The sequence below is a fragment of the Ferrovibrio terrae genome (genome assembly GCF_007197755.1).
GTDB classification, from domain to species: Bacteria; Pseudomonadota; Alphaproteobacteria; order Ferrovibrionales; family Ferrovibrionaceae; genus Ferrovibrio; species Ferrovibrio terrae.
Genome location: NZ_CP041636.1, coordinates 1,537,043 through 1,562,001, shown reverse-complemented (window position 1 = coordinate 1,562,001; position 24,959 = coordinate 1,537,043). Strand labels below are relative to the sequence as shown.

Genomic DNA, 24,959 nt, shown 5'->3' with positions numbered 1-24,959 from the left:
AAAAGAATTGAATGCAGTCGTTCTCTGTGGGAAACAGTCTTATGGACCGCGAATACGAGCTTTATGCCCGGGTGATCGAGACCGGCAGCCTGGCCGCCGCCGGGCGCAGCCTGAACCTGTCGCCGGCGATGGTCTCGAAGCGGATCGCGGCGCTGGAAGAGCGGCTGGGTGCGCGACTGCTGCACCGGACCACGCGCAAGCTGGCCACCACCGAAGCGGGGCAGCGGTTTTACGAGCGCGTCAGCGAGATTCTCGCGGCCTCGCGCGAAGCCGAAAGCCTGGTGACCGGCGCGGCCGGCGAACCGACCGGCCGCCTGAGGCTGACCGCCCCGACGTCGTTCGGCCGCCTGCATGTGGCGCCGCACCTGAAAGCCTTTCTCGACCGCTGGCCACGGCTGGAGATCGAACTGGATTTATCCGATGGCTATGTCGACCTGCTGGGCGAACGCATCGACCTTGCGATCCGCATCGCACCGGGCGTCGAGGCCGGCCTGACCGGTCATCGCCTGGCGCCGAACCGCCGCCTGCTCTGCGCCAGCCCGGCCTATCTGAAACAGCATGGCGCGCCAGCGCGCGTGCAGGACCTGCGCCGGCATCGCCTGCTGGCCGCCGAAAGGCAGTTGCCCTGGCGGCTGCAGGGCAAGGGTGGTCAGATCGTGACTGTGCCGGGCGAAAGCGCTGTGCGCACCAATTCAAGCGAAGTGGTGCGCGAACTGGCAATTGCCGGCCTTGGCATTGCACTACGCTCGACCTGGGATGTCGGCAACGAACTGCGCAGCGGCGTGCTGCAGGTCGTGCTGCCCGATCACCCGGGCGCGGCCGATGTGAATATCTTCGCCGTGCATCCGGTGACCAACTTCGTCACTGCCGGCGTGCGCGCCTTCGTCGATCACCTGCGGGCGATCTATGGCGATGCGCCCAGCTGGGACCGGGCATTGAAAGTCTAGCGCCGCTTATGCGACGAGGCGGAAACTGCCGGTGCTGTGATCCCACTCCACCAGCCACGCGCCATGCACGGCGCTGCCGTCGAATGCTTCGAGCGTGACCTGCCAGCAGGGACGGAAGCCGTCGCTCGAGGCTGACTGCACCGACCAGCGCGTAGCGGCCAGCGACGGCTGCGGGCGATCCTGACGGACCAGAAAAGCAATGGCGCTGTGACGCGATGCTGCATCCTGCAGGCGCTGCGCGATCTCGCTGTCGGCATATTCGATTTCGGCCACCACGGCGCCATAACCGAGCGGACTCATCGCCTGCTCGGCTGCCGCGCAGCGGTCGGACACGCGCGGCGTGCTGACCACCGTCAGGCGGCGATGATCGAGGCCGAGCTGGCCCAGCGTCGGCGCATGCAGGCTGCCGCCGGCCGTGACCCAGAGAATCTGCGCACGGCGGCGGTCACGACCGAGTAATGCTGCGAGGAAACCGCTGACCGCGGCCTGCTCGCCGATGATCTCGTGCAGCGCGCCACGGGCGAAGCCGTCGGTGAGCGCGTCGATCTGCGGAATGCCGAAGGTCAGCGCCGAGGAGCCAAGGCCAAAGGAGCGGCGCAACGCGGCGAGGCCGCGCCGCGAAGAGGGTGCGATATAGGACGCTGAACGGGGCTGGACGGCGGGAAGCGGGGCAAAACGCGACATCGACGGGCTCCTTTGGGATGACCCGTATGTTCTACTTCCGATCCCTATAGTACGCCATATGTTCGTATTCCTAATTTGGACTTTCGCATTATTCCCGGATTTCCAGAGAATTACGGGTCAATCCAGGAGATATTCTCTTGATGTCCATTGAGATATATGCTAATATTCCTAACTATGAGGCTGCCCGTCCGCTTATCGGGATATGCGTACAGACTGGGGCGAAGGGCTGTTTACCGCCGCTCTTGGACATCGTGGATCGGGAAATCAATGCCTTGGCACAGAATGCCAGGGGTTTAGGCGTCACGGAACTGGTCTTGACTGGCTCCCGAACGGGACGAAACAGGCCGCAACGGGCGCTTGCTTACGCTGCCAGTGCCCGCCGGTCGGTGCGCGCCAGACGGGCCAGCAGGTAATCGACCTCGGCCTTCGCCTTGGCGCTCAGACCCGCACCCGGCTTGCGCTGCGCGTCACTCGCGAGAATACCGCGTTTCATCAGCGTGTATTTGCGCACGGCCAGCCCGACGCCCTGCTGCTGCTCGTAGCGCAGCAGCGGCAGATGCGCGTCGAACAGATCATGCGCGGCATCGCGTTTGCCTTCCTTCTGAAAGCGCACGACATCGACCAGCATTTCCGGGAAGGCATAGCCGGTCATCGCGCCATCAGCGCCGCGCTCCATCTCGAAATCGAGGAACAGGCCACCGTTGCCGGTGAGAATGGAAATCTCGCGCATCGCGCCTTCGGCCTGGAAGCCACGCAAAGCCGTGATCTTTTCCAGCCCCGGCCAGTCCTCGTGTTTCAGCATCACGCAGGAGGGATGGTCCTGCACGATCTGGCGGATCACCTTCGGCGTCATCTGCACGCTCAAAGTGAGCGGATAATCCTGGATGACGAAGGGAATGTCGTCGCCGATCGCCTCGATCGCCTGGCGGTAATAGCCGGTGATCTGGTCGTCGGTGCGCAGAGACGGTACCGGCGCGATCATCACGCCGGCCGCACCGCGATCCATGCTGGCGCGCGCCAGCGAACGCATCGCGGCAAAACCCGGCGCCGAGACGCCAACGATCACCGGCAGGTTTTTCATGCCCTTGATGAAGCGCGTGGCGATGCCGAGCGACTCTTCGGGTTCCAGCTTGGGCGCCTCGCCCATGATGCCGAGCACGGTGACGCCGGTCGAACCCGCCGCCAGATAGGCCTCGATCAGCCTGTCGGTCGAGGCCTCGTCGATGCGGCCGTCCGCATGGAAAGCGGTGGGGGCAATCGGAAAGACGCCGGCGGCAGTGTGATCGAGACGCATGCTGTTCTCCCTTTGCTTGCGGCTTTTGCGACCGCGTGGACTCAGTCTGCCACCGGGGAGCTGCGAAGCAAACGGGAAAGCGACCTAGCCAGCCAAAGCTGCAGCGGCCCGCTGCAGCGCGGTGGTGAAATCGGGCGCGACATCCTGCGGGTTGACCGCGATCATCAGATTCTCGGCCAGGCCGAAATTCTCCACCATCCAGCCGTCCGGATCGGTATTGCCATTCCCTGGCGTACGCTCGGCCAGCAGCACCGGCGTCTCGCTCCACAGCAGCACCGGCTTGCCCAGCGCCTCGGCGAAACCGATCTCCCAGGCGGTGCCCGGATCCATGTTGGGGCCACGGAACGGCGAGACATTCGCCACCACCGCATCGCAGCGCCGGATCAGCCCGACATTGGCCTGCTTGATGAAGGCGGCCAGCGCCCTGCCCTGCAGATGTTCAGGCAGCGCAGTGTCGACCGGCGTGAGCGGCGCGAAACCGCTTTGCTGCAGGCCTCGCGCATCGCATCGAAACGCGCCGCCGCATCGGGAGCAAAGACATCCGGGCCGGCGAGATAGAGTTTGCGCGCCATGGTGATCCTATAATGTCAGCCGCAGCTGCGGTGTTTCGGCAACAGAATCCGCTGCCTCATTCTCGTCTTCGCCGAGCGACGACAGCGTGACGCCGAGCAGACGGATGCCTTTCAGCACCGGGAAGAGCGGCTGCATCAGGGTTTCGACCACCTGTGCTATCTCTGCTTCCGAGGCCACCGGCTGCGGCAGGGTGCGGCTGCGGGTGATGATCTGGAAGTCGGAGAATTTCACTTTTAATGTGACAGTGCGGCCGCGGATGCCGGACTTTTCGCAGTAGCGCCAGACCTTGGCGATGATCGGCTGCAGCTCGATCTCGGCCATGCCGCTGTTGAACAGGTCTTCGGAAAACGTGTTCTCGGCGCCGACCGATTTTCGGATGCGATCCGGGCGCACCTGGCGATGATCGATGCCGCGCGAAATCCAGTAGTAATACGTGCCAGACTTGCCGAACGCCTGCTGCAGGAATGGCAGGGTTTGTGCCCGCAGGTCACGGCCGGTCTCGATGCCGAGCCGGTTCATCTTGGCCGAGGTCGCCGGCCCGATGCCATGGAAGCGCCCGACCGGAAGATCCGCCACGAAAGCCGCGCCCATCTTCGGTGTGATCACGAACAGTCCGTCGGGCTTGTTCTGGTCCGAGGCCAGCTTGGCGAGGAATTTGTTGTAGGACACACCGGCCGAGGCGGTGAGCTGCGTTACGGCCTTGATCTTCGCGCGGATTTCTTCGGCGATCTGCGTAGCGGATTCGATGCCCTTCAGATTCTCGGTGACATCGAGATAGGCTTCATCAAGCGACAGCGGTTCGATCAGCGGCGTGTATTCGGCGAAAATATCGCGGATCTGCTGCGACACCTGGCGATACACATCGAAACGATGCCGCACGAAGATCAGCTCCGGGCATTTGCGCTTCGCCGTCACCGAGGGCATCGCCGAGCGCACGCCGAATTTGCGCGCCTCGTAGCTGGCCGCCGCCACCACGCCGCGCGCTGCCGAGCCACCGACCGCCACCGGCTTGCCGCGCAGCTCCGGATGGTCGCGCTGCTCGACCGAGGCGTAGAAGGCATCCATATCGACATGGATGATCTTGCGCACGCGCGCCGCTTCCGCGGCCGGTATGGCGGTGGTTTCAGGCGGGCCCTGGTCAGCGTCGTCGGTCATCCTGCCGCCATGGATAACCGCTTTACGGAGACGGGTCATCAGTCGTGACTCGATACCATTACGACTGCTGCCGCTTCCTGTTCGTCGATGTCCGTAGCGATGCGACAATTTTACCTATCGCAAGCGGGCACCGGCGGGAGGATGATTTAGGTGCCGGATGCGGGCCGCAGGTAAGCGATTTTCCTTTGAATCTCGCCCCTGCTGCCAACGGCTTCGGCAGAAAGACTTGTGATGGCTCAGATCATTGCCTTGCGTCATGCCTTGCCGCGTCAGAATGCCGCGCCCAGTCCCTGCAGCACCTGCACGGCACGCAGCCTGACGATCTGCGCGTCGCTGACGCCCGACGACCAGGCGAAGATGGCTTCTCATGTCACCACTGTGACCCTGCAGCCCGGCCAGATGCTGTTCAGCGAAGGCGACAGCGCCGAGCATGTCTTCAACATCACCAGCGGCAGCATGTCGGTCGCCAAGTCGATGCCCGATGGCCGCCGCCAGATCGCCGGCTTCCTGGGTGCCGGCGACTTTCTCGGCGCCAGCACCAGGGCCGACTATACCGTGAGCGCCGAAGCCCTGGCCGAGGCGCATCTCTGCCGCTTCCCGCGCGCCACCTTCCGCCGGCTGCTGGCCGACATGCCCTGCCTGGAACAGCGCCTGCTGGCGGTGGCGGAGAATGAGATCGCCGCCGCGCAGGAGCAGATCCTGCTGCTCGGCCGCAAGACCGCGATGGAGCGCATCGCCTCCTTCCTGCTGTTGCAGGCGTCCCGCATGAAGGCGCGCGGCATGCCCGACAATCCGGTGCTGCTGCCGATGACGCGCGCGGAGATGGGTGACTATCTCGGCCTCACCATCGAAACCGTCAGCCGCTGTTTCACCAGGCTGCGCAAACTCGACGTGATCGGCCTGCCCGCGCCCGATCGCGTGCAGATCCGGCAGATCGACCGGCTGCGCCGGCTGTCGGAAGCCGCCTGACTCTTCTTCGCTGCGAATTGACTTCGATCAAGGCCTGACCGGCCGCACTGCGCCTTACTGGCTGCCTGCCACGAAGGAGAGCACGATGGCCTACAAGGATATCCTGGTCTATGCCGATGCTGCGCCGGCCGCCGCCGCGCGGCTCGATGCCGCCGTCTTGCTGGCCAAGGCGCAGGACGCGCATCTCGTCGCCCTGCATGTCGGTATCCCGCCCTTCATACCGGTCGACCTGCTCGGCACCGGCGTGAGCGTAGACCTGATCGAATGGCAGATGCAGCAGCGCCAGGCCCAGGCCGACGCGGCGCGCAACGTCGTTCTGGCCGCCGAACAGCGCCACGGCCTGAGCATCGAATGGCGCAAGTTGGACGGCGTGATCGACGATGCACTGGTCGACCAGAGCCGCTACGCCGACCTGATCGTTCTGTCGCAGGATACGCCCCTGACCGATCTTGACGCGCCCGCCGGTCCGGCCGCCGGCAGCATCGTCATGGCGGCGGGCCGCCCGGTGCTGATCGTGCCGAAGGACTATAAGGGTGCGGCAATCGGCCGGCATGTGCTGGTGGCGTGGAAACCCTCGGCGGAAGCCACGCGGGCGGTGCATGACGCATTGCCGCTGTTGCAGCGGGCCAAGGCCGTTACCGTGATGCGCGCCAATCCCGATCCGGAAGAACCGGCACACAACCCGGGCTTCGACCTTGCCACCCATCTGGCCCGTCATGGTGTGAAGGTGACGGTGATGCCGGTGCTGACGCCCGACATCTCGGCCGGCGCAGCGATCCTGGATCAGGCCCGCGCCATGCAGGCTGACCTGATCGTGATGGGCGCCTATGGCCATTCGCGCCTGCGCGAACTGGTCTTCGGCGGCGCCACGCACAGTCTGCTGCAGGCACCACCGGTACCTGTTCTCATGTCGCGCTAAAGACTGGCGATAGGCCGCGCCCCGGTCCATAACACCGGGGATGAACAGCACGCTTTCCAGCAAGCAGGTTGCCGTGATTGGCGGCGGCCCAGCCGGGCTTATCGCTGCCGAAACGATGGCGCGGGCCGGTCTGCGCGTGCATGTCTTCGAGCGCATGCCGAGCGTCGCTCGCAAGCTGCTGATGGCCGGACGCGGCGGGCTGAACATCACGCATTCCGAACCGCCGGGGACGTTTTGCGCGCGCTATGGCGATGCCGCCGACTGGCTCGCGCCGCATCTTAAGGCCTTTCCGCCCTCTGCGCTGGTGGACTGGTGCGCCGCGCTGGGACAGGAAACCTTTGTCGGCAGCAGCGGCCGCGTATTTCCGAAAGCGATGAAGGCCAGCCCGCTGCTGCGCGCCTGGCTCAATCGCCTCGATGGCCTCGGCGTGCGTGTGTCGCTGCGCAGCGACTGGCACGGCTGGGACGCCGATGGCGCGCTGACATTTGCCAATGGCAACACGTTCAGGGCTGATGCGACCGTGCTGGCACTGGGCGGCGCCTCCTGGCCGCGTCTCGGCGCCGATGGCGGCTGGACGGCTTTGCTGCCCGGCATCGACATCGTGCCGCTGAGGCCCGCCAATTGCGGCTTTCGCGTCGGCTGGTCCGAGATTTTCCGCAAGCAGCATGCCGGCGCGCCGTTGAAACGCATCGCGCTGAAATTCAACGGCGAGGTTTTACGCGGTGAAGCGGTGATCACCTCGGAAGGCATTGAAGGCGGCGCGATCTATGCACTGTCGGCGAAACTGCGCGAGGCGATTGCGCGCGCCGGCGAGGCGAAGGTGTTCATCGATCTGCGGCCCGACATGACGCTGGACGAACTGTCGGAAAAGGTGGATGGCCCGCGACGCGGCGCGACGCTGAGCAACTTCCTGCGCAAAAGCGCCAACCTGCCGCCGGTTAGCATCGGCCTGATGCAGGAGGCGCTGCATAGCGGCGCGGACAGCGTGAAGCTGTCAGCGCTGGTGAAAGCCATCCCGCTGCGGCTGACTGCGCCTTTTGGTCTGGCGCGCGCGATCTCGACCGCCGGCGGCATCGCGCTGACGGAACTGGATGACGGCCTGATGCTGCACAAGCGGCCGGGCATCTTCGTCGCCGGCGAAATGCTGGACTGGGAAGCCCCGACCGGGGGCTATCTGCTGCAAGCCTGTTTTGCCACTGGTCTGGCCGCCGGGCATGGCGCGATTCACTGGCTGAATTCGAACTAAATGTAATGAAATCAATATATTAATAGAATACATCAGATATGGGTTGACGCTAGTATATTAGTATTCTAATGCTCGGAGCGGACGGGGAATAACCCTGCCTCGGGAGGATTCATGAGCCGGATCGGAGTTGCCGACAGGCCTGCCACGGACGCGCCGCAGCCGCTGCTGCGCGAACGCTGGCAGGGCCATATCGACGGCAAGCCGGTCGACCTCTTCACCATCGCCAATGCCGCCGGCATGACCGTGCGCGCCACCAACTGGGGCGCGAAAATCATGCAGATCCTGGTGCCCGACCGGCATGGTCGATTCGGCGACGTGGCGCTGGGCTACGACAGCTTAGGCGACGCGCAAACCGGGCAGCCCTCGATGGGCGCCTTCATCGGCCGCTATGCCAATCGCATTGCCGCCGGGCAGTTCTGCCTCGATGGGCAGCGCTACCCGCTGAGCCGCAATGACGGCCCGCATCACCTGCATGGCGGCACCAAAGGCAGCCGGTTTCGCGTGTTCGACGCCGAGCAGGTCGATGGTGCCACCCTGCGTCTGCGCTATCGCTATGCCGATGGCGAGGAAGGCTATCCCGGCAACCTCGACTCCGAGGTCGAATACCATGTCAGCGCGGCGAACGAGCTGGTGATCAGCTACAGCGCGCAGAGCGACCGTTCGACGGTGGTGAACTTCACCAGCCATGTCTTTTTCAACCTGCGCGGCGATGATGGCGACATCCTCGATCATCGCCTGACCATTCATGCCGATGCGATCACGCCGGTGGATGGCACCATGCTGCCAACCGGCGAAATCCGCCCGGTGCGCGGCACGGCCTTCGACTTCACGGTGCCGATGGGCGTGGGCACACGGATAGATGAAGATGACACGCAACTGGTGCAGGCCGATGGCTATGACATCAACTATGTGCTGCGCCCGCGCAACGAGGCTGTGGCAGCCGTGGCGCGACTAGCCGATCCCCAGAGCGGCCGGGTGATGGACATCCTGACCACCGCCCCGGGCCTGCAGTTTTATTCCGGCAACAGGCTGTCGGGCGCCGTGCCGCGCGATCGCGGCAAGAGCGGCAGGCTCTACGGACGCCGCGATGGCCTATGCCTGGAGCCGCAGCATTTCCCGGATTCGCCCAACCATCCGCATTTCCCCAGCACGCTGCTGCGACCGGGCCAGCGCTATACCGGCCGCATCGTCTATCGCTTTGGCATCGACAGGGCCCCCACCGACAGGACCGGCGCATGAGCCACATTCGCGCCCAGACCGCCGCGATGCAGGTGCATGACCAGCTGCGGCAGGAGATCGTCACGGCGCAGCTGGCGCCGCGGTCGCCGCTGTCGGAGCAGGAGCTGACCGCGCGGTTCGGCGTGTCGCGTACGCCGATCCGCGAAGCGCTGCTGAAGCTGGCCGAAGAAGGCCTGGTCGACATCTATCCGCAGCATGGCTCCTTCGTATCGCCGATCCGCCTGACCGACGTTTATGATGCGCAGTTCGTGCGCGAGTCTCTGGAATGCTCGGCGATTTCGCTGGCAGCGGAGAAAATCGATGCCGAGCAGTCTCGCCAGCTGCGCGCCGTGCTGGATCGCCAGAGTGCCTTCCACAAGGTGGAAGACAACGACCGTTTCTTCGATGCCGACGAGGAGATGCATGCCACGCTGATGGCGATTGCCGGCCATGCCCAGGTCTGGCGCCAGGTGCAGAGCGCCAAGGCGCAGATGGACCGCGTGCGCCACCTCACCGTGCGGCGGCCGCTGAAGCGCAACGCCGTGCTGACCGAACACCAGGCGATCATCGACCGCGTGCTGAACCGCGACGCGCCCGGTGCCGTGGAAGCCCTGCGCACGCATCTGCGCGGCGTGTTCCAGTCGGTACAGGTGCTGGTCGCCGAGAATGAAAGCTATTTCGCCACCGAATCCGACGTCACGCCGCCGCAGCGCAGCCGCAGCGGCGCACGGCGCTGAGTCCAGGAGTTTCTGTCCGCATATGTAACGTTCCACTGGTCACAATCCTTGGGAGGAAAAACAATGAGTGAATTCCAGTTCACCCGCCGTGGCCTGCTCGGCAGTGCCGTCGGCCTCGCCGCCGCCGGCCTTGCACCCGATCTGCTGGCCGCCACACCTGCCCTGCCGAAATCGCCGGTGGTGCTGAATGTGGTGGATGTCGCCGGCAACCTGGCGCTGACCCAGAAAGCGATCGAGACCTATCGCAACAACAATCCGAAGCTGGTCTCGCGCGTCACCTTCACCAAGGCGCCGTCGCCCGAACTGCCCGGGAAAATCAAGGCACAACAAGCCGCCAACCGCGTCGATATCGACATCGTGCTGACCGGCATCGATGCACTGTCGGCCGGCGTGGAGCAGAAGCTGTGGCAGCCTATGCTGCCTGACTTCTCCGACAAGATCCCGAAGCTGGATGACATTTATCTCTCGGGCGCCAAGCAGATGCAGGCACTGGCGTCGAACCAGGGTGTCTGCGTCGTGTTCTGCCAGGCCGGTCCGCTGCTGGAATACATGCCTGACCGCGTGAAGACGGTGCCGAAGACTGCCGCCGAGCTGCTGGCTTATGCCAAGGCCAATCCGAACCGCTTCATGTATGCCCGTCCGGCCAATTCCGGTCCGGGCCGCGTGTTCATGATGGGCCTGCCGTATCTGCTGGGCGACAAGGACCCGAAGGATCCGAAGAACGGCTGGGACAAGACCTGGGCGTATCTGAAGGAGCTCGGCCAGTACATCGAGTATTACCCGTCGGGTACCGGCCCGGTGTTCAAGGCGCTGGGCGATGGTTCACGCGACATGGTGCCGACGCAGATGGGCTGGGACATCAACCCGCGTGCGTTGGGCGTGGTGCCAAAGGAAGCCAAGGTGGCCGCACTCGATGGTTTCCACTGGATTCTCGATGCGCATTATCTCTGCATCCCCAAGGGCGTGTCCGCCGAGAAGCAGGCGGTGATCGTCGACCTGCTGGCCTATCTGCTGAGCAAGCCGGCGCAGGCCACCACCTATGACGAGGGCTATTTCTATCCGGGCCCGGCAGTGAAGGACGTGCCGCTGTCGATGGCGCCGCCGGAGAGCCAGAAGGTGATCGAGGAATACGGCCGCCCCGAATACGCCAAGCTGATCGCCGAACGGCCGCAGGAAATTCCGCTGCTGCCCGACCAGCTGGTCTATGCCTTCGCGCGTTGGGACCAGGAAGTCGGCGCCGCCAAGACCAAGTGATCGTGAGTTACGAGGGAAGAGACATCATCTGATGGCCGGTATGTCGCATGATTTCCGGAAGCTGCGGCTCGATCGCGTGAGCCGCAGCTTCGGCCAGCATAATGCGTTGCGTGACGTGTCACTGGAGGCGTCGCGCGGAGAATTCATCGCCCTGCTCGGCCCGTCGGGCTGCGGCAAGTCGACCGCACTGAACTGCCTTGCCGGACTGCTGCCGCTGACCGGCGGCAGCATCTGGCTGGACGAACGCAGGATCGACCAGCTGAAGCCCGAGGAACGCGGCTTTGGCATGGTGTTCCAGAATTATGCGCTGTTCCCGCATATGACCGCTGAGAAGAATGTCGGTTTCGGCCTGCGCATGCAGGGCCGGCCTAAAGCGGAGATCGACGAGCGCGTGGCGAAAGCCATGGCGCTCGTCCGTCTCGACGAACAGAGACACAAGCTGCCCGGCCAGATGTCGGGCGGCCAGCAGCAGCGCGTGGCGATTGCCCGCGCCATCGTGATCGAGCCGCCGCTGGTGCTGATGGACGAGCCGCTGTCGAATCTCGACGCCAAGCTGCGGCTGGAGATGCGCGCCGAAATCCGCCGCATCCATAACCTGGTCGGCTCGACCACCATCTATGTGACGCATGACCAGGATGAGGCGCTGTCGCTGGCCGACCGTATCGTGGTGATGCGCGACGGCCAGGTGCGCCAGATCGGCCGTCCGGATGAGCTCTATGCCCGGCCGAGCCATGCCGATGTCGCCGAATTCATGGGCTATCGCAACCTGCTGCGCCTGCCGGTGACCGCCGTCGCCAATGGCGTGGCCGAGGTAAGTATCGAGACCGCGCCGCTGCAGGGGTCGTTGCTGGGCAAGACCATACCTGGCGATGTTGCCGTGGTGGCGATCCGTCCCGACGACCTGACGCCGCGCAGCCACGGCCCGATCCGCGCCCGCGTGGTGTCGGCTGAGTATCGCGGTCGCGATTTTTATGGCATTGCCGCGACTGCCGGCGGCCAGGAACTGTTCTTCCGCTCTGACAGAAAAGTAGAGGCCAACGAAGAGCTGATGCTGGGCGCCGATCAGGTCCGCGTGCTGATCTATCCGGATGAAGCGCCGCCGGTGAAATCGTAATGGCAGCGGTGCCGGAAAAACCGCCGCTGCGTCTGCAGCTGGCCGCGATGGGCGTCGACAATGTCACGCTGCTGGCCCTGCCGGCCGTGCTGTTCGTACTGGCGCTGTTCGTCTATCCCTTCTTCTACGGCCTGGTGCTGTCGATCGAGCCGAAAGACAACGCCGTCTGGTATGCCAATTACCGGGCCTTCTTCACCGACCCGTTCCTGTACGACACCATCGGCAAGACGCTGCGACTGGCCGTGCCCGTCACTCTGCTCTGTGTCTTCCTGTCGATCCCGATTGCGCTGCGCGTGCGGCATATGCGCAACCAGCGTCTGCTGACCACGATTCTCGTGCTGCCCATCACGCTGGGCACTGTGCTGATCGCCGAAGGCCTGCTCAACTATCTCGGCCCCCAGGGCTGGCTGAACCGCACGCTGATCACCATCGGCCTGATCGGCGGTCCGCTGCAGCTGGTACACAATTACTGGGGCGCCTTCCTCGGCCTGCTGATCGCGATCTTCCCCTTCACCTTCCTGCTGACGCTGTCTTACGTCACTGGCATCGACCCGGCGCTAGAGCAGGCGGCGTCTACGCTGGGCGCGCGGCCCTGGGCCCGCTTCCGCCATATCCTGCTGCCGCTGCTGGCGCAGGGACTGACGGTCAATTTCTGCCTGTCCTTTGTGCAGGCTTTCTCGGTGTTTCCCACCGCCGTTCTGCTGGGCTCGCCGGCGGGCTCGACGCGCGTGATCTCGATTGCCGCCTACACCGCCGCCTACGAGGCTTACGATTATTCCCTGGCCTCGACCATCGCGATGATCATGGCCGGCGTTCAGCTGCTGATCGTGGCCGGCCTGCTGTCGGCACGCGGCCTGCTCTATCGCGGCCCGATGGGAGGTGCCAAGGGATGAGGCTTGCTCTGGACCGCCATCCCCTCGCCCTGCGCGCCTGGAATACCGCCATCTGGGTGCTGGTCGGCTTCTTCGTGCTCAATCTGCTGGCCATGATCGCCAGCGTGCTGGTGAATTCGTTTGGCACGCGCTGGTTCAACACCTGGCTGCCGTCCGGCTTCACCACCAAATGGTATTTCTCGGCCTGGGCAGAATTCCAGCTCGACGACGTGCTGATCGTCACTTTCCAGGTCGTCGGCGCGGTCGTGCTGTTGTCGGGCATTCTTGGCGTGCTGGGCGCCTATGCGCTGGCGCGCCGCGAGTTTCCCGGCAAACGGCTGGTGATGCTGCTGATCCTGCTGCCGCTGCTGGTGCCGCCACTGACCTTCGGCATTCCGCTCGCCACCGTGCTGTACCAGTTCGGCGTCGGCGGATCTATCTTCGGCGTGGTGCTGGCCAATCTGGTGCCGACCGTGCCCTTCGTCGTGCTGGTGATGATTCCCTTCATCGAACAGATCGATCCGCGCGTGGAAGCCGCCGCCCGCGTCTTTGGCGCCAATTCGCGGCAGATGTTCGTGCATGTGCTGGTGCCGCTGCTGGCGCCGGGCATTCTTGCGGCGCTGCTGATGGTGCTGGTGCGCACCATCGCGATGTTCGAACTGACCTTCTTCACCGCGGGACCGAGCAGCCAGACGCTGGTGGTGGCGCTGTATTACGCCGTCTATGCCGCCGGCGTGCGCGCGCCGCAATCCATCGACGCCATGGCGGTGATCTATATGGCCACGACGATGATCTGGCTGCTGATCGCGCTGCGCTTCGTCAATCCGACCCAGCTGGTCACGCGGGTGAAAAAGAGCTGAGGCTTATTCGGCCGCCACTGCGGCCTCGACCGCTTCGACTTTTGCTGCGCAGAACTTGAACTCCGGGATCTTGCCGAAGGGATCGAGCTGCGGGTTGGTCAGCAGGTTCGCCGCCGCCTCGTAGAATGCAAACGGGATGAACACCATATTTTCCGCCACGTCGCGGTCGATGCGGGCCTTGAGCTGGATCGAACCGCGCCGGGTGGAAACACGGATCTGCTGGCCGGCCGTGACGCCCAGCTTTGCCGCATCGCGCGGGTGCAGCTGCGCGGTGGCTTCCGGTTCCAGCGCATCCAGCTGGGTGGCGCGGCGCGTCATCGCGCCGGTATGCCAGTGTTCCAGCAGGCGACCGGTGCTGAGTACCATCGGATATTCCGTATCGGGCAGTTCGGCCGGCGGCGTGACCTTGGTGGTAACGATCCTGGCGCGACCGGTCGCGGTGGGGAAACCGTCCGTGAAGATGATTTCGCGACCACCCGGATAGGTGACGGCCTCTTCGTCTTCCAGGCGCGGCCAGGTGATGCCAGCGAGCGATGGCATCACGGAGGCCATTTCGGCATAGACCTCGCGCGGATGCGCGTAGTTCCACGGCAGACCCATGCGCTGGGCGATATCCTGCACCAGTTCCCAATCCTGGCGCGCCTCGCCCGGCGGCTTGAGCGCGGCACGGCCGATCTGCACGCGGCGATCGGTGTTGGTGAAGCTGCCGTCCTTTTCGGCAAAGGCCGAGGCTGGCAACACCACATCGGCATGGAAGGCGGTTTCGGTGAGGAAGATATCCTGCACCACGAGATGATCGAGCTTCGCCAACGCCTCGCGGGCATGGCTGGCATCGGGATCGGACATGGCCGGATTCTCGCCCATGATATACATGGCGTGAATCTCGCCCTTCATGATCGCGTTCATGATCTCGACGACCGTCAGGCCACGCTTGGCGGCGATATGCTCGTTTTTCACGCCCGGGCCCCAGATCGCCTCGAAGGCCTGACGCTTGGCGGCATCCTCCACCGACTGATAGTCGGGCAACACCATCGGGATCAGGCCGGCATCGGAGGCGCCCTGCACATTGTTCTGGCCGCGCAGCGGATGCAGGCCCGCGCCGGGCTTGCCGACCTGGCCGGTGATCAGCCCGAGTGCGATCAGACAGCGGGCGTTATCGGTGCCATGCACATGCTGCGACACACCCATGCCCCAGAAGATGATCGAGGCTTTAGACGTCGCATACATGCGCGCCACATCGCGCAGCACATCGGGTGCGATGCCGCAGAGCGGCGACATCGCTTCTGGTGTCGCGTCCTTCACCGCCTGCTCCAGGTCAGGGAAGCCATCCACGAAACGCTGGATATAGGCCGGATTGGTCAACCCTTCCTCGATGATCACGTTGAGCAGCGCGTTCAGCATTGCCACATCGGAACCCGGCTTGAAACGCAGGTGATGGGTGGCGAATTTGGTCAGCGCCTGGCCGCGCGGATCCATCACGATCAGTTTGGCATTCTTCTGGCGCACGGCATTCTTGATGAAGGTGGCCGCCACCGGATGATTCACGGCGGGATTGGCACCGATCACGATGATCACTTCGGCATCCATGGCGGCGGCAAACGGCGCCGTCACGGCGGCCGAGCCAACACCTTCCATCAACGCCGCCACCGACGAGGCGTGGCACAGGCGGGTGCAGTGATCAACATTGTTGGTGCCGAAGCCCATGCGCACCAGCTTCTGGAACAGATAGGCCTCTTCATTCGAGCCCTTGGCAGACCCGAAGCCGGCCATCGCCTGCGGACCTACCTCGTCACGCACCTTCACCAGGCCCCGGGCAGCACGCTCCATCGCCTCTTCCCAGGTCGCCTCACGGAAATGCGTCCACGGATTGGCCGGATCGACAAAATCCTCGCCATGCTTGGGGATGCCATCCTTGCGCACCAGCGGCTTGGTAAGGCGATGCGGGTGGTTGATATAGTCGAAACCGAAGCGGCCCTTGACGCAGAGCCGGCCGCGATTGGCCGGGCCATCCTTGCCGGTGACATATTGAATCTTGTCGTCCTTGACGTGGTAGGTGAGCTGGCAGCCGACGCCGCAGAAGGGGCAGAGGCTGTCGACCGCCGTGGTAGCCTTCTCGACGGCATGGTTATGCTCGTCGACCAGCGTGGACGGCAGCAGCGCACCGGTCGGGCAGGCCTGCACGCATTCACCGCAGGCGACGCAGGTGCTGTTGCCCATCGGATCGTTAAAATCGAACACGATCTCGGAATGATGGCCGCGGAAGGCCATACCGATCACGTCATTGCCCTGCACTTCACGGCAGGCGCGGACGCAGAGATTGCACTGGATGCAGGCATCCAGGTTGACCGCCATCGCGCCATGGCTGCGATCCGGCGCCGGCATATGCTCGCGTGCCGGGAAGCGGCTTTCGGTGACATTGAGCGCTTCGGCCCAGTGCCAGAATTTGGACTCGCCGTCATGCGCTTCAGCGCGTTTGGGTTGATCCGCGACCAGAAGCTCCATCACCAGTTCGCGCGCGCGCGTCGCGCGCGCGCTGGCCGATAAGACTTTCATTCCGTCGATCGGCATGCGCTTGCAGCTCGGCGCCAGCACGCGCTCGCCCTCGATCTCGACCATGCAGGCGCGGCAGTTGCCATCGGCACGGAAGCCGGGCTGTGGCGTGTAGCACAGATGCGGAATATCGGTACCTTCGCGCTTGGCGACCTGCCATATGGTTTCACCCGGCAGGGCGTCGACAGGTTTGCCATCGAGATGGAAGCGGATCATTTGAAGCGCTCCAGCACAGAAAGAAGTGGATTCGGCGCGGCCTGGCCCAGGCCGCAGATCGAGGCATCACGCATCACCTGCGCCAGATCGCGTAAAAGCGGTTCATCCCATTTCGGCTGCGCCATCAGGTCGGCGGCCTTTTCGGTGCCGACGCGACAGGGCGTGCACTGGCCGCAGCTTTCATGGCGGAAGAACTTCATCAGATTGAGCGCCGCGTCCTTCACGTTGTCCTGATCAGACAACACGATCACAGCGGCCGACCCGATGAAACAGCCGTATTTCTCGAGCTGGCCGAAATCGAGCGGGATATCGTTCATGCTGGCCGGCAGTATGCCGCCGGAGGCGCCGCCCGGCAGATAGGCCGTGAAGGTATGGCCCGGCAGCATGCCACCGCAATATTCCTCGATCAGCTCGGTGATGGTGACGCCGGCCGGGGCCAGCTTCACGCCCGGATTGCGCACGCGGCCCGAAACCGAGTAGCTGCGCAGACCCTTGCCGCCGTTGCGGCCGTGGCCCTGCCACCAGGCCGCGCCCTTATCCACGATCTGCGGAATCCAGTAGAGCGTCTCGACATTGTTGATCAACGTTGGCCGACCCCAGAGGCCGACCTGGAAGGGAAATGGCGGCTTCTGGCGCGGCAGGCCGCGTTTGCCCTCGATGCTTTCCAGCATCGCTGACTCTTCACCGCAGATATATGCGCCGGCGCCGCGCCGCAGTTCGATCTTCACATTGCCTAGGAATCCGGCGGCCTTCAGCGCCTTCAGCTCTTCGGCGATCACGAGATGAAGCGCGGGATATTCGTCGCGCAGATAGATATAGGCCGTCTCGGCTTCAATCAGATGGGCTGCGATCAGCACACCTTCGAGGAAACCATGCGGATCGGTTTCGAGGAACCAGCGATCCTTCAGCGTGCCCGGCTCGCCCTCGTCGCCATTGACGGCGAGCAGCCGCGGCTTAGGCTGCTCCAGCAATGCTTTCCATTTGCGCGCCGTGGGGAAACCAGCACCGCCCATGCCGCGCAGGCCGGCGGCTTCGACCTCGGCGATCAGCGCGTCACGCGTCATCTCGCCGTTGCGCAGCTTCTGCAGTACGCCGTAACCGCCCTGGGCGCGATAGGCTGCCAGGCCCTTGTAGTTCGGCAGCACCGGCGCGACGGCCTTCTGCACATGAGCATCCAGCACGGTTTCGACCGCCGCCGGCGCGATCACGTTCTTGCCGTAGACCGCGCAGGGCGCGCGGTCACACTGGCCCATGCAGGGCGCGCGCTCGACGCGCACATCCGGGCTCATGTTATCCAGGCTTTCGGCCAGCGCATCGGCACCGGCCATGACGCAGCTCAAGCTGTCGCAGATGCGCAGCGTGACCGGCGCGGGCTGCACCTCATCGGCATCGACGACCTTGAAATGGGCATAGAAGGTGGCGGTCTCGAATACGTCCGCCAGCGGCAGGCGCATCGCTTCGGCCAGGGCAGTCAGCAGCGGAGCGGGCAGGAAGCCCTTCGCGTCGTTGATCAGATGCAGGTATTCGATCAGCAGGTCGCGGCGGGCAAAATCCGGCCGCACGATGGCGCGCAGCGCCTCATGGTCAGCGTCGGAGGCCTGACGGCCGCGCGGAGTGGCCCGGCCCTTCCGGTTATTGCGGATGCTCATGTTGGCGTTGACGTTCATGCCGCTGGTACCGACTGGAATTTACTGCATAAAGGTAAAAAGAACTCTCCGGCGTCCGGGGCAAACGCCAGAGAGCAATCTTATAACAGTCCTGGTTGCGTCTGCTTTAACGGAACAGCACGAAGGACTTCGACAGGGTGATCCAGATACCCCAGAGGATCGGGATACCCACGATGGCCCAGGCGACAACCGCCTTGCCGTCGAGGCCGCCCTTGCCGATGCCGAAGGCCCCGGTCGGACCGGCCGAGACCAGCGCGGTCTTGGCCTGCATCGCCGCCACTTCCTCTTCGCTCATATGCCATTTCGAATCGACCGGCTTGACGAAGAGGTTGCAGATGAAGCCCACCAGCAGCATGCCGGCCAGGATGTACATGGTGAAATCATACACCTGCGCGCGCGGAATGCCGGCGGCAATCTGGGCTTCGCGGATATAGTTCACCACCACCGGGCCGATGATGCCCGCCGTCGACCATGCGGTCAGCAGGCGGCCGTGGATCGCGCCGACGAACTGCGTGCCGAACAGGTCAGCCAGATAGGCCGGCACGGTGGCAAAACCGCCGCCATACATCGACAGGATGATGCCGAAGAACAGTACGAACATCGCCTTGCTGCCGATACTGGCTGCCCAGGGAGCGGCGGCGTAAAGGGCGATGCCCAGCGCGAAGAACGTATAGTAGGTCAGCTTGCGGCCAAGTTTGTCGGACAGCGAGGCCCAGAAGAACCGGCCGCCGATGTTGAACAGCGACAACAGGCCGGTGAAGCCTGCGGCAATTGCCGCCACCGTCCTGCGCTGATCCGGATCAAGCTGCGTGAAGGAAACGTCCGGCAGGCCGATCAGGCCACCGGCGAAAATTTCCTGCAGCATTGGCGAGGCCATGCCGATCACACCGATACCTGCGCTCACGTTCAGGCAGAGCACCCACCAGACCAGCCAGAACTGCGGAGTCTTGTGTGCATTCTTCAGGTGCACATGATGCTTGGTGATCATCGACTTGGCGTTTTCCGGCGGCGGAGTCCAGCCGTCAGGACGCCAGCCCGCCGGCGGAATGCGGTAGCCGAAGGCGCCGCCAACCATGAAGACGAAATAGATCACGCCCATGGCGACAAAGGTTTGCCAGACGCCGACCGAGGTGGCCGTGCGGAAGGTGTTCATCAGCAGGTCGGCCAGCGGTGCGCCAATCATGGCGCCGCCACCAAAGCCCATGATGGCCATGCCGGTCGCCATGCCACGACGGTCGGGGAACCATTTGATCAGGGTCGATACCGGCGAGATGTAGCCCAGACCGAGGCCGATGCCGCCGATCACGCCCGAGCCCAGCCACATCAGCCAGAGCTGATGGGTATAGACGCCGACCGCCGAGATCAGCAGGCCGCCGCACCAGCACAACGCTGCGACGAAGCCGGCCTTGCGCGGGCCGGCGCGTTCCAGCCAGCCACCCCAGATGGCGGCGGCCGAACCGAGCAGCACGAAGAACAGCGTGTACATCCAGCCGAGGTCGCTGACCTTCCAGTCGCATGACGTGGTGAACAGCGCTGCCATCAGGCTCATGTCCGGCGGGCAGGCCTTGGCAGAAGTGATGCCGATGGCCCGCGACAGCGGCAGCCAGAACACGCTGAAGCCATAGGCCATGCCGATGCAGAGATGGATTGCGAGCGCCGCAGGCGGCACAAGCCAACGATTGAATCCAGGCTTCGCGATGATGCGTTCGCGATCCAACAGCCCGATTCCGGGCATTAGTCCTGCAGTATCCTGCGCAGCGGCCATTTTGCCGTCCCCTCCCATGAAATTTTCTGCTGCCGCGCCGCTGCAGTGGTGTTCTGCATCTCGGCGTGGCATGCCGCATGGACCGCTCCGACCCATGCATGGATGTTTTAGTGATTGATTAGGCAGAGCCGATCAATACAGCAGTCGTATGCTGCGATAGAACAAAGCTATCAACGCGCAGGCATTACTATGCTTCGCCCAATCGGGTGATCAGCTATTCCTATAATGCCGATTCAGTCGCGCAGGCGCTCGGCCAGCAGCTTGGCTTCGGCGACCAACGCCACTGTCAGTGGCGTCATCGGCTCGCGGTTCGGCACGACCAGGCCAATCATGTGCACGGCCTCGGGTTCGACGATGGGAATCGAGCGCAGCCGTTCGGTAAGACCCAGCGTATTTGCGAGTTTTTCCGGCATAACGCTGGCCCAGCGTCCGGTACGTACATGTGAAAACAGCACGATCATCGAGTTGGATTCCAGCGTCGATTCAAGCTCGCCACTACCCGCCGTCTGCAACAGCCGGTTGATGATCCGACGGTTCTGCATGTCGGGCGTCAGCAGGCAGAGCGGGATCTTGCCAACTTCCGCCCAGGTGACGGACTGGCGATCCCCGAGTGGGCTGTTCTCCGATGTAACCAACCGATACTGCTCGGAATAAAGCGGGATCGAGCGTGCCTTGCCGAGTGGCTCGTTGTCGATGTAGGTGATGCCTGCATCGACTTCGAGATTCGACAGCATCGACAGCACCTCGACCGAGGTGCGCGAGTAGATGGTGAATTTCACCTGCGGATGCTTCTCGCGATAGGGCGTGGTGAGTTCCGAAACCATACCCAAAGCCGTTGGAATGGCTGCAATTTTTAGATGTCCGACGAGACCGCGTTTGAGTGCCTGCACCTCCTGACGCATCGCGCGCGAATCGGCAACGATGCGCCGCGCCCAGTCGAGCACGCGTTCACCCTCAGCGGTGAAGCCGAGAAAGCGTGAGCTGCGCTGCACCAGCAGCACGCCCAGAATGTCTTCAAGCTGCTTGATTGCCGCGGAAAACGTGGGTTGTGTCACGCCACATTCATCCGCTGCCTTGCGAAAGTTCTTTTCACGCGCGAGGGCGAGAAGAAACTCGAGCTTGTCGATCATGGAGTCTTCTTAGCTGCTTTTTCGTCGCAAGGATTCAGAATTCTTCTTCGCAGGTGCACAGGAAGCACTGCCCGTACGTGCGATTACCGAAAATTTTATGCGAAGTTTACACACACCGCCGACGAATATGAGTGCTGGTCTTCGCGACTGGGCCTGCGCTATGACTGAAAAAAAGAAAAAAGCGAATCATCACGCGGGGGAAATTCAGTCGCATGACTGCACATGCCGAGCTATCGAATGCAGATGCGGGCGAACTGGCCTGGCGTATCTCAGATGAAATCGGCAGGCTCAGCGTCGATATCGCTGATGTGGTTGGTGACGTGCAGCAGGTGAGTCGCCTGATCGACAGCCAGACTGAACAGTTTCACGTCATCGCCGATGCGACGAAGGAAATCGTCGCCAGCAATTTGCAGATTGCCGGCATGGCCGCGGAAACGCAGCGCATGGCGAAACAGGCGCATCACGATGTCGATGCCTCGCATGGCGAGCTGACAAAATCGCTCACCGATATCGGCGAACTCGTGGAAGCCGTGAAGGCCATCGGCGACCAGCTCGCTGCATTTGAAACCGCAATGCAAAGCGTGGCGAAGGTGTCGGCCGAGATCGGCCAGATCGCGCGCCACACCAATATCCTGTCGCTGAACGCAACGATTGAAGCCGCACGCGCCGGCGAAGCCGGACGCGGTTTTGCCGTGGTCGCGCATGAAGTGAAGGCGTTGGCCAAGCAGACCAGCGGCGCCACCGACGAGATCGCACGCACGCTGGCGGCGCTGACCACGCAGATGAAGCAACTTGGCGAGCGCATGTCCGCCGGCATGCAGAGCACCGAACGCGTACGCCAGAGCGCCACCACGATCAGCACCGCGATGCAGACGGTGGGAGAAGCCGTCACCCGCGTGGACCAGAATGCCGATTCGATTGCGCGCATGACCGAAACCATCGGCCAGCAGGCCGGCAGCTTCGGCCAGACTGTACAGGACCTGAATGCCGGGGTGGATCAGTCGAATGCCGCTTTGAAAGCGGCCTCGACCCGCATCGACCGTACGCTGACGGGCGCGGAATCGATCATGATGCTGACCGCTACTTCGGGTTTCGAGACGGCCGACAGCAAGTTCATCGCCGCTGCGGTCGAGGTCGCCCGGCAGATCGAGCAGGTCTTCGCTGACGCCGTGGTGCGTGGCGAGATCCGCGTCGACGACCTGTTCGACAAGCAGCTGCAGCCAATCCAGGGCAGCGATCCGGTGCAGTATATGACACGCTACATCCCGTTCCTCGATCGCGTGCTGCCGCAGCTGCACGATCCGATCATGGCGCTGGACGAGCGCATGGTGTTCTGCGCCACCACCGACCACAACCAGCTGATCCCGACGCATAATCCAAAATTCCGTCAACCACTCAGCAGTGATCCGATCTGGAATGCCGCGCATTGCCGCAACCGCCGCCAGTATCTCGACAAGACCGCGCAGGCCGTGGCACGCAGCACGGCGCCTTTCCTGCTGCAGACCTATCGCCGCGACATGGGTGGCGGCGTGTTCGTGCTGATGAAGGACGCCTCGGCCCCGATCCGCATCGATGGCCGCCTGTGGGGCGGTTTGCGCGTCTGCTACAAGGCGTGACGGTCTAGGACCGGATCAGCTCACGAACATGCCGCTCGGCGACTTCGACGAGACCGGCATCATTGATGTGATGCGGCACGCGCAGGATGCGATGTGTATCGCTCACTGCGAAGTGCTTTTCGAAGGCGGCGAACAGCGCGGCGTTGGCGGCCGGGTCATGAAATTTCTGCCCCGGAGCATCCAGCGCCGAGACGCCGCCTTCGGACAGCAGGAGCCGCACGGGACCCGCTGAAGCATTCAGCTTGGCGGCGATCCAGGGAATGCCTGTTTTGGCCACCACATCGAAACGTTCCGCCCCCGCCGTGCAGACGCCGCCGAGCAGATGGTCGGCCGCTTCGGTGGTGGTGAGATCGACCATGCCCTGCAACAGCCCGGAACCGGCAATCGCCTCGAGCGAGCGGCCACCAGGGCCATTGGCATGGAAGACCTGGCATTCGTAATCGGCATTGAGGCCGCGCGGTGAGCCGCTGGATACAGGGCATGGTGACGCCGAACATGCTGAGGCCCAGCGCCGGGCGAGTGTCGCTCGAGGCCGGAATGCTGCGTGTCATCATACCGGCCAGCGCATGCGCCGCATTGGCGAGGATCACGCGAGATAATCTGTTCAGCCCGGCAATATCGGTGACCGGATACAGCATGGCGATGTCATGCACACCGACAAAAGCCGAGACATCGCCGGCCGCCAGCGTCGACACCATCAGCTTGGGCAGGCCGATCGGCTGTGCCTGCATGGCCGCCGCGATGGCGGCTGCGGAACAGCGACGGCCGGAAGCCGGTCCAGAGAGCTGAGCGTCAGCGCGCCAGATCAGCGGTTAACTGCTGTCTGCGGACCCGCACGGCCCATGGCATGACGGCCCGAATTCTGCTATTTACAGAGCCTGCTTTTTAACCAGCTTTCCATCGGGCCAGCGGCCGACGATTTGCGTTCGGCAGGGCGATCATTGGGGAACGGCATTGTGGTGGGGATTGACGGGGCTGTGCCGCAATCTGAAGCGAAAAAGCTGGCTGAAACGACAAAGCTGACCGGCAGCGTTTTCGAACGCCTGACCGCAGGCCTGCCGCGACTGCGCGAGACGTTGCGGATCGCCGTCCTCTACAACGGCGATCGCCAGAGCCCCGGCGCCGTGATCCACCAGACGCACAATCCCCGCTCCGAAAAATCGTATCGCCCGGTCGCCGAGGACATCGCCGAAGCCCTTCGGAACAACGGCTTCCGGCATGTCATGCTGCTGCCTGACGACATGACCCTGGCCGAACGGCTGCGTCAGGAGTCCATCGACATTGCATGGCTCAATACCGCCGGTGTGCAAGGCTATGATGCTGTCGCGCACACGCCGTCCCTGCTGGAGATGGCAGGCATTCCCTATGTCGGCCACCGCCCGCTGCTGGCCGTCACCCTGGACAACAAGCAGGTCTTCAAGCGCGAATGCGCCGGCCTCGGTTTGCCCACGCCCGCTTTCATGGTCTGGGACGGCGTATGGGGCAAACTGGATCCGGAGAACGAGCCGCGCTTCCAGACTGCCTTCCGCGGCTACCGGGGACCATTCGTCGTCAAGCCGGTCACCGGACGCGCCTCCCAGCATGTGCATTTCGTACCGGATTATGCCGGCCTGACAGCTGCCGTCGACGAGGTGTATCGCCGCACACTGAACCAGGTGCTGGTGGAGACATTTGTCGGCGGGCCCGAATACTGCGTCGCGGTCGGCGGTAAGGTGATTTCCCGCGGCGGCAAACTGGAGCAGCTGGCGCAACCACTCGTCTTCTCGGCGCTGGAACGCCTGCTGGAGCCGGACGAGGCGATCTTCACCTCGATGGATATACGCCCGATCACGCAGGATCGCACACGCCTGCTGGGTCCCGCTGATGGTAAGACTTATGACGAACTTGTGCGTCTGGCGCGGGCCGTCCACGGCGAGTTTCAGTTGCGCGCCCTGGTCCGTCTGGATATCCGCGCCGACAGTGATGGCCGCCTCCATATTCTGGAGGCCAATCCCAAGCCGGACCTGAAACGACCGGATGACAAACGGACCAGCCTTGTCTGCGTCGGCCTCGGCGTGCATGACATGAGTTACGAAGATCTGATTCTCTCGCAGCTGATGGACCGGCTTGAGCATTACTTGCGAAACCGGCCAGCGGCCGTGCATCACATCGCGGAACGGCTTTAGTGAATTTT

Annotated in this window: 20 protein-coding genes and 2 pseudogenes; 12 read left to right on the top strand and 10 right to left on the bottom strand. The window is 63.6% G+C overall.

All coding sequences use genetic code 11. From position 1 onward, the window contains the following. The first annotated feature begins 41 nt into the window (after positions 1-41). The gene (locus FNB15_RS07610; protein ID WP_144068127.1) at positions 42-947 is read left to right on the top strand and encodes a LysR family transcriptional regulator; all 906 of its coding nucleotides are present in this window, start codon (positions 42-44) and stop codon (positions 945-947) included. Between the two features lie 6 nt (positions 948-953). On the opposite strand, the gene FNB15_RS07605 is transcribed toward FNB15_RS07610, so the two are convergent. The 4 genes from FNB15_RS07605 to dinB form a co-directional block, all read right to left on the bottom strand. Then, a complete protein-coding gene (locus tag FNB15_RS07605) occupies positions 954-1,631 on the bottom strand; it encodes an ImuA family protein (RefSeq protein WP_144068126.1) in 678 nt (225 codons plus the stop codon). 361 nt (positions 1,632-1,992) lie between these two features. Then, positions 1,993-2,925 (bottom strand): dihydrodipicolinate synthase family protein, encoded by a 933-nt coding sequence (locus FNB15_RS07600; protein WP_144068125.1) that lies wholly within the window; start codon positions 2,923-2,925, stop codon positions 1,993-1,995. A gap of 84 nt (positions 2,926-3,009) precedes the next feature. Beyond that, entirely contained in the window at positions 3,010-3,360 is a 351-nt protein-coding gene (locus FNB15_RS07595; RefSeq protein ID WP_246068854.1) for a nucleoside 2-deoxyribosyltransferase, read from the bottom strand. Positions 3,361-3,504: 144 nt separating this feature from the next. Then, on the bottom strand, positions 3,505-4,653 hold the full coding sequence (gene dinB / locus FNB15_RS07590; protein ID WP_144068124.1) for a DNA polymerase IV: 1,149 nt from the start codon (positions 4,651-4,653) through the stop codon (positions 3,505-3,507). 231 nt (positions 4,654-4,884) lie between these two features. Between dinB and FNB15_RS07585 the strand changes: the two genes are divergently transcribed. The 9 genes from FNB15_RS07585 to FNB15_RS07545 all read left to right on the top strand — a co-directional run bounded on the left by FNB15_RS07585 (position 4,885) and on the right by FNB15_RS07545 (position 13,842). Next, positions 4,885-5,622, top strand: a complete 738-nt coding sequence (locus FNB15_RS07585) for a Crp/Fnr family transcriptional regulator (protein WP_221932762.1) — start codon at positions 4,885-4,887, stop codon at positions 5,620-5,622. A gap of 85 nt (positions 5,623-5,707) precedes the next feature. Further along, on the top strand, positions 5,708-6,541 hold the full coding sequence (locus FNB15_RS07580) for a universal stress protein (protein WP_144068123.1): 834 nt from the start codon (positions 5,708-5,710) through the stop codon (positions 6,539-6,541). A gap of 40 nt (positions 6,542-6,581) precedes the next feature. Next, positions 6,582-7,787 (top strand): BaiN/RdsA family NAD(P)/FAD-dependent oxidoreductase, encoded by a 1,206-nt coding sequence (locus FNB15_RS07575; protein WP_144068122.1) that lies wholly within the window; start codon positions 6,582-6,584, stop codon positions 7,785-7,787. A 111-nt stretch (positions 7,788-7,898) separates the two neighbouring features. Continuing rightward, complete coding sequence (locus FNB15_RS07570) at positions 7,899-9,026, top strand: aldose epimerase family protein (protein ID WP_144068121.1); 1,128 nt, start codon at positions 7,899-7,901, stop codon at positions 9,024-9,026. Continuing rightward, complete coding sequence (locus FNB15_RS07565; protein ID WP_185973759.1) at positions 9,023-9,742, top strand: GntR family transcriptional regulator; 720 nt, start codon at positions 9,023-9,025, stop codon at positions 9,740-9,742. Before FNB15_RS07570 ends, FNB15_RS07565 begins: the two co-directional genes overlap by 4 nt. 63 nt (positions 9,743-9,805) lie before the next feature. Next, a complete protein-coding gene (locus tag FNB15_RS07560) occupies positions 9,806-10,996 on the top strand; it encodes an ABC transporter substrate-binding protein (protein ID WP_144068119.1) in 1,191 nt (396 codons plus the stop codon). A gap of 31 nt (positions 10,997-11,027) precedes the next feature. Further along, positions 11,028-12,110 carry an ABC transporter ATP-binding protein gene (locus tag FNB15_RS07555; RefSeq protein ID WP_144068118.1) on the top strand — a complete coding sequence of 361 codons (1,083 nt, stop codon included), beginning with the start codon at positions 11,028-11,030 and terminating at the stop codon, positions 12,108-12,110. Then, positions 12,110-13,003: an ABC transporter permease gene (locus FNB15_RS07550; RefSeq protein WP_144068117.1), complete on the top strand. Its 894-nt coding sequence runs from the start codon at positions 12,110-12,112 to the stop codon at positions 13,001-13,003. The genes FNB15_RS07555 and FNB15_RS07550 overlap by 1 nt, the downstream gene beginning before the upstream one ends. Further along, positions 13,000-13,842, top strand: a complete 843-nt coding sequence (locus FNB15_RS07545) for an ABC transporter permease (protein ID WP_144068116.1) — start codon at positions 13,000-13,002, stop codon at positions 13,840-13,842. Before FNB15_RS07550 ends, FNB15_RS07545 begins: the two co-directional genes overlap by 4 nt. Positions 13,843-13,845: 3 nt before the next feature. Here FNB15_RS07545 and fdhF read toward each other — a convergent pair whose 3' ends face one another. The 4 genes from fdhF to FNB15_RS07525 form a co-directional block, all read right to left on the bottom strand. Next, on the bottom strand, positions 13,846-16,608 hold the full coding sequence (gene fdhF / locus FNB15_RS07540) for a formate dehydrogenase subunit alpha (protein WP_144068115.1): 2,763 nt from the start codon (positions 16,606-16,608) through the stop codon (positions 13,846-13,848). Further along, entirely contained in the window at positions 16,605-18,275 is a 1,671-nt protein-coding gene (locus FNB15_RS07535; RefSeq protein ID WP_144068114.1) for an NADH-ubiquinone oxidoreductase-F iron-sulfur binding region domain-containing protein, read from the bottom strand. The genes fdhF and FNB15_RS07535 overlap by 4 nt, the downstream gene beginning before the upstream one ends. Before the next feature lie 106 nt (positions 18,276-18,381). After that, positions 18,382-19,992 (bottom strand): OFA family MFS transporter, encoded by a 1,611-nt coding sequence (locus tag FNB15_RS07530; protein WP_246068817.1) that lies wholly within the window; start codon positions 19,990-19,992, stop codon positions 18,382-18,384. A gap of 281 nt (positions 19,993-20,273) precedes the next feature. Next, positions 20,274-21,170: a LysR family transcriptional regulator gene (locus FNB15_RS07525; protein WP_144068112.1), complete on the bottom strand. Its 897-nt coding sequence runs from the start codon at positions 21,168-21,170 to the stop codon at positions 20,274-20,276. A 212-nt stretch (positions 21,171-21,382) separates the two neighbouring features. On the opposite strand from FNB15_RS07525, the gene FNB15_RS07520 reads away from it, so the two are divergent. Continuing rightward, on the top strand, positions 21,383-22,786 hold the full coding sequence (locus FNB15_RS07520; protein WP_144068111.1) for a methyl-accepting chemotaxis protein: 1,404 nt from the start codon (positions 21,383-21,385) through the stop codon (positions 22,784-22,786). Between the two features lie 4 nt (positions 22,787-22,790). Here FNB15_RS07520 and FNB15_RS21470 read toward each other — a convergent pair. Both FNB15_RS21470 and FNB15_RS21520 read right to left on the bottom strand, forming a co-directional pair. Then, a pseudogene (locus FNB15_RS21470) lies at positions 22,791-23,174 on the bottom strand (Tm-1-like ATP-binding domain-containing protein); the annotation flags it as partial. 214 nt (positions 23,175-23,388) lie between these two features. Next, a pseudogene (locus tag FNB15_RS21520) lies at positions 23,389-23,484 on the bottom strand (Tm-1-like ATP-binding domain-containing protein); the annotation flags it as partial. A 279-nt stretch (positions 23,485-23,763) separates the two neighbouring features. On the opposite strand from FNB15_RS21520, the gene FNB15_RS07510 reads away from it, so the two are divergent. Beyond that, the gene (locus tag FNB15_RS07510; RefSeq protein ID WP_221932759.1) at positions 23,764-24,951 is read left to right on the top strand and encodes a D-alanine--D-alanine ligase family protein; all 1,188 of its coding nucleotides are present in this window, start codon (positions 23,764-23,766) and stop codon (positions 24,949-24,951) included. The last annotated feature ends 8 nt before the right edge of the window (positions 24,952-24,959 follow it).

Bases quoted from the DNA above. Each gene is read 5' to 3' on its own strand.
- FNB15_RS07545 (WP_144068116.1), top strand. From the start codon at position 13,000: ATGAGGCTTGCTCTGGACCGCCATCCCCTCGCCCTGCGCGCCTGGAAT.
- FNB15_RS07560 (WP_144068119.1), top strand. From the start codon at position 9,806: ATGAGTGAATTCCAGTTCACCCGCCGTGGCCTGCTCGGCAGTGCCGTC.
- FNB15_RS07610 (WP_144068127.1), top strand. From the start codon at position 42: ATGGACCGCGAATACGAGCTTTATGCCCGGGTGATCGAGACCGGCAGC.
- dinB (WP_144068124.1), bottom strand. From the start codon at position 4,653: ATGACCGACGACGCTGACCAGGGCCCGCCTGAAACCACCGCCATACCG.
- FNB15_RS07580 (WP_144068123.1), top strand. From the start codon at position 5,708: ATGGCCTACAAGGATATCCTGGTCTATGCCGATGCTGCGCCGGCCGCC.
- FNB15_RS07525 (WP_144068112.1), bottom strand. From the start codon at position 21,170: ATGATCGACAAGCTCGAGTTTCTTCTCGCCCTCGCGCGTGAAAAGAAC.
- FNB15_RS07535 (WP_144068114.1), bottom strand. From the start codon at position 18,275: ATGAACGTCAACGCCAACATGAGCATCCGCAATAACCGGAAGGGCCGG.
- FNB15_RS07585 (WP_221932762.1), top strand. From the start codon at position 4,885: ATGGCTCAGATCATTGCCTTGCGTCATGCCTTGCCGCGTCAGAATGCC.
- FNB15_RS07565 (WP_185973759.1), top strand. From the start codon at position 9,023: ATGAGCCACATTCGCGCCCAGACCGCCGCGATGCAGGTGCATGACCAG.
- FNB15_RS07570 (WP_144068121.1), top strand. From the start codon at position 7,899: ATGAGCCGGATCGGAGTTGCCGACAGGCCTGCCACGGACGCGCCGCAG.
- fdhF (WP_144068115.1), bottom strand. From the start codon at position 16,608: ATGATCCGCTTCCATCTCGATGGCAAACCTGTCGACGCCCTGCCGGGT.
- FNB15_RS07520 (WP_144068111.1), top strand. From the start codon at position 21,383: ATGACTGCACATGCCGAGCTATCGAATGCAGATGCGGGCGAACTGGCC.
- FNB15_RS07550 (WP_144068117.1), top strand. From the start codon at position 12,110: ATGGCAGCGGTGCCGGAAAAACCGCCGCTGCGTCTGCAGCTGGCCGCG.
- FNB15_RS07555 (WP_144068118.1), top strand. From the start codon at position 11,028: ATGGCCGGTATGTCGCATGATTTCCGGAAGCTGCGGCTCGATCGCGTG.
- FNB15_RS07605 (WP_144068126.1), bottom strand. From the start codon at position 1,631: ATGTCGCGTTTTGCCCCGCTTCCCGCCGTCCAGCCCCGTTCAGCGTCC.
- FNB15_RS07575 (WP_144068122.1), top strand. From the start codon at position 6,582: ATGAACAGCACGCTTTCCAGCAAGCAGGTTGCCGTGATTGGCGGCGGC.
- FNB15_RS07600 (WP_144068125.1), bottom strand. From the start codon at position 2,925: ATGCGTCTCGATCACACTGCCGCCGGCGTCTTTCCGATTGCCCCCACC.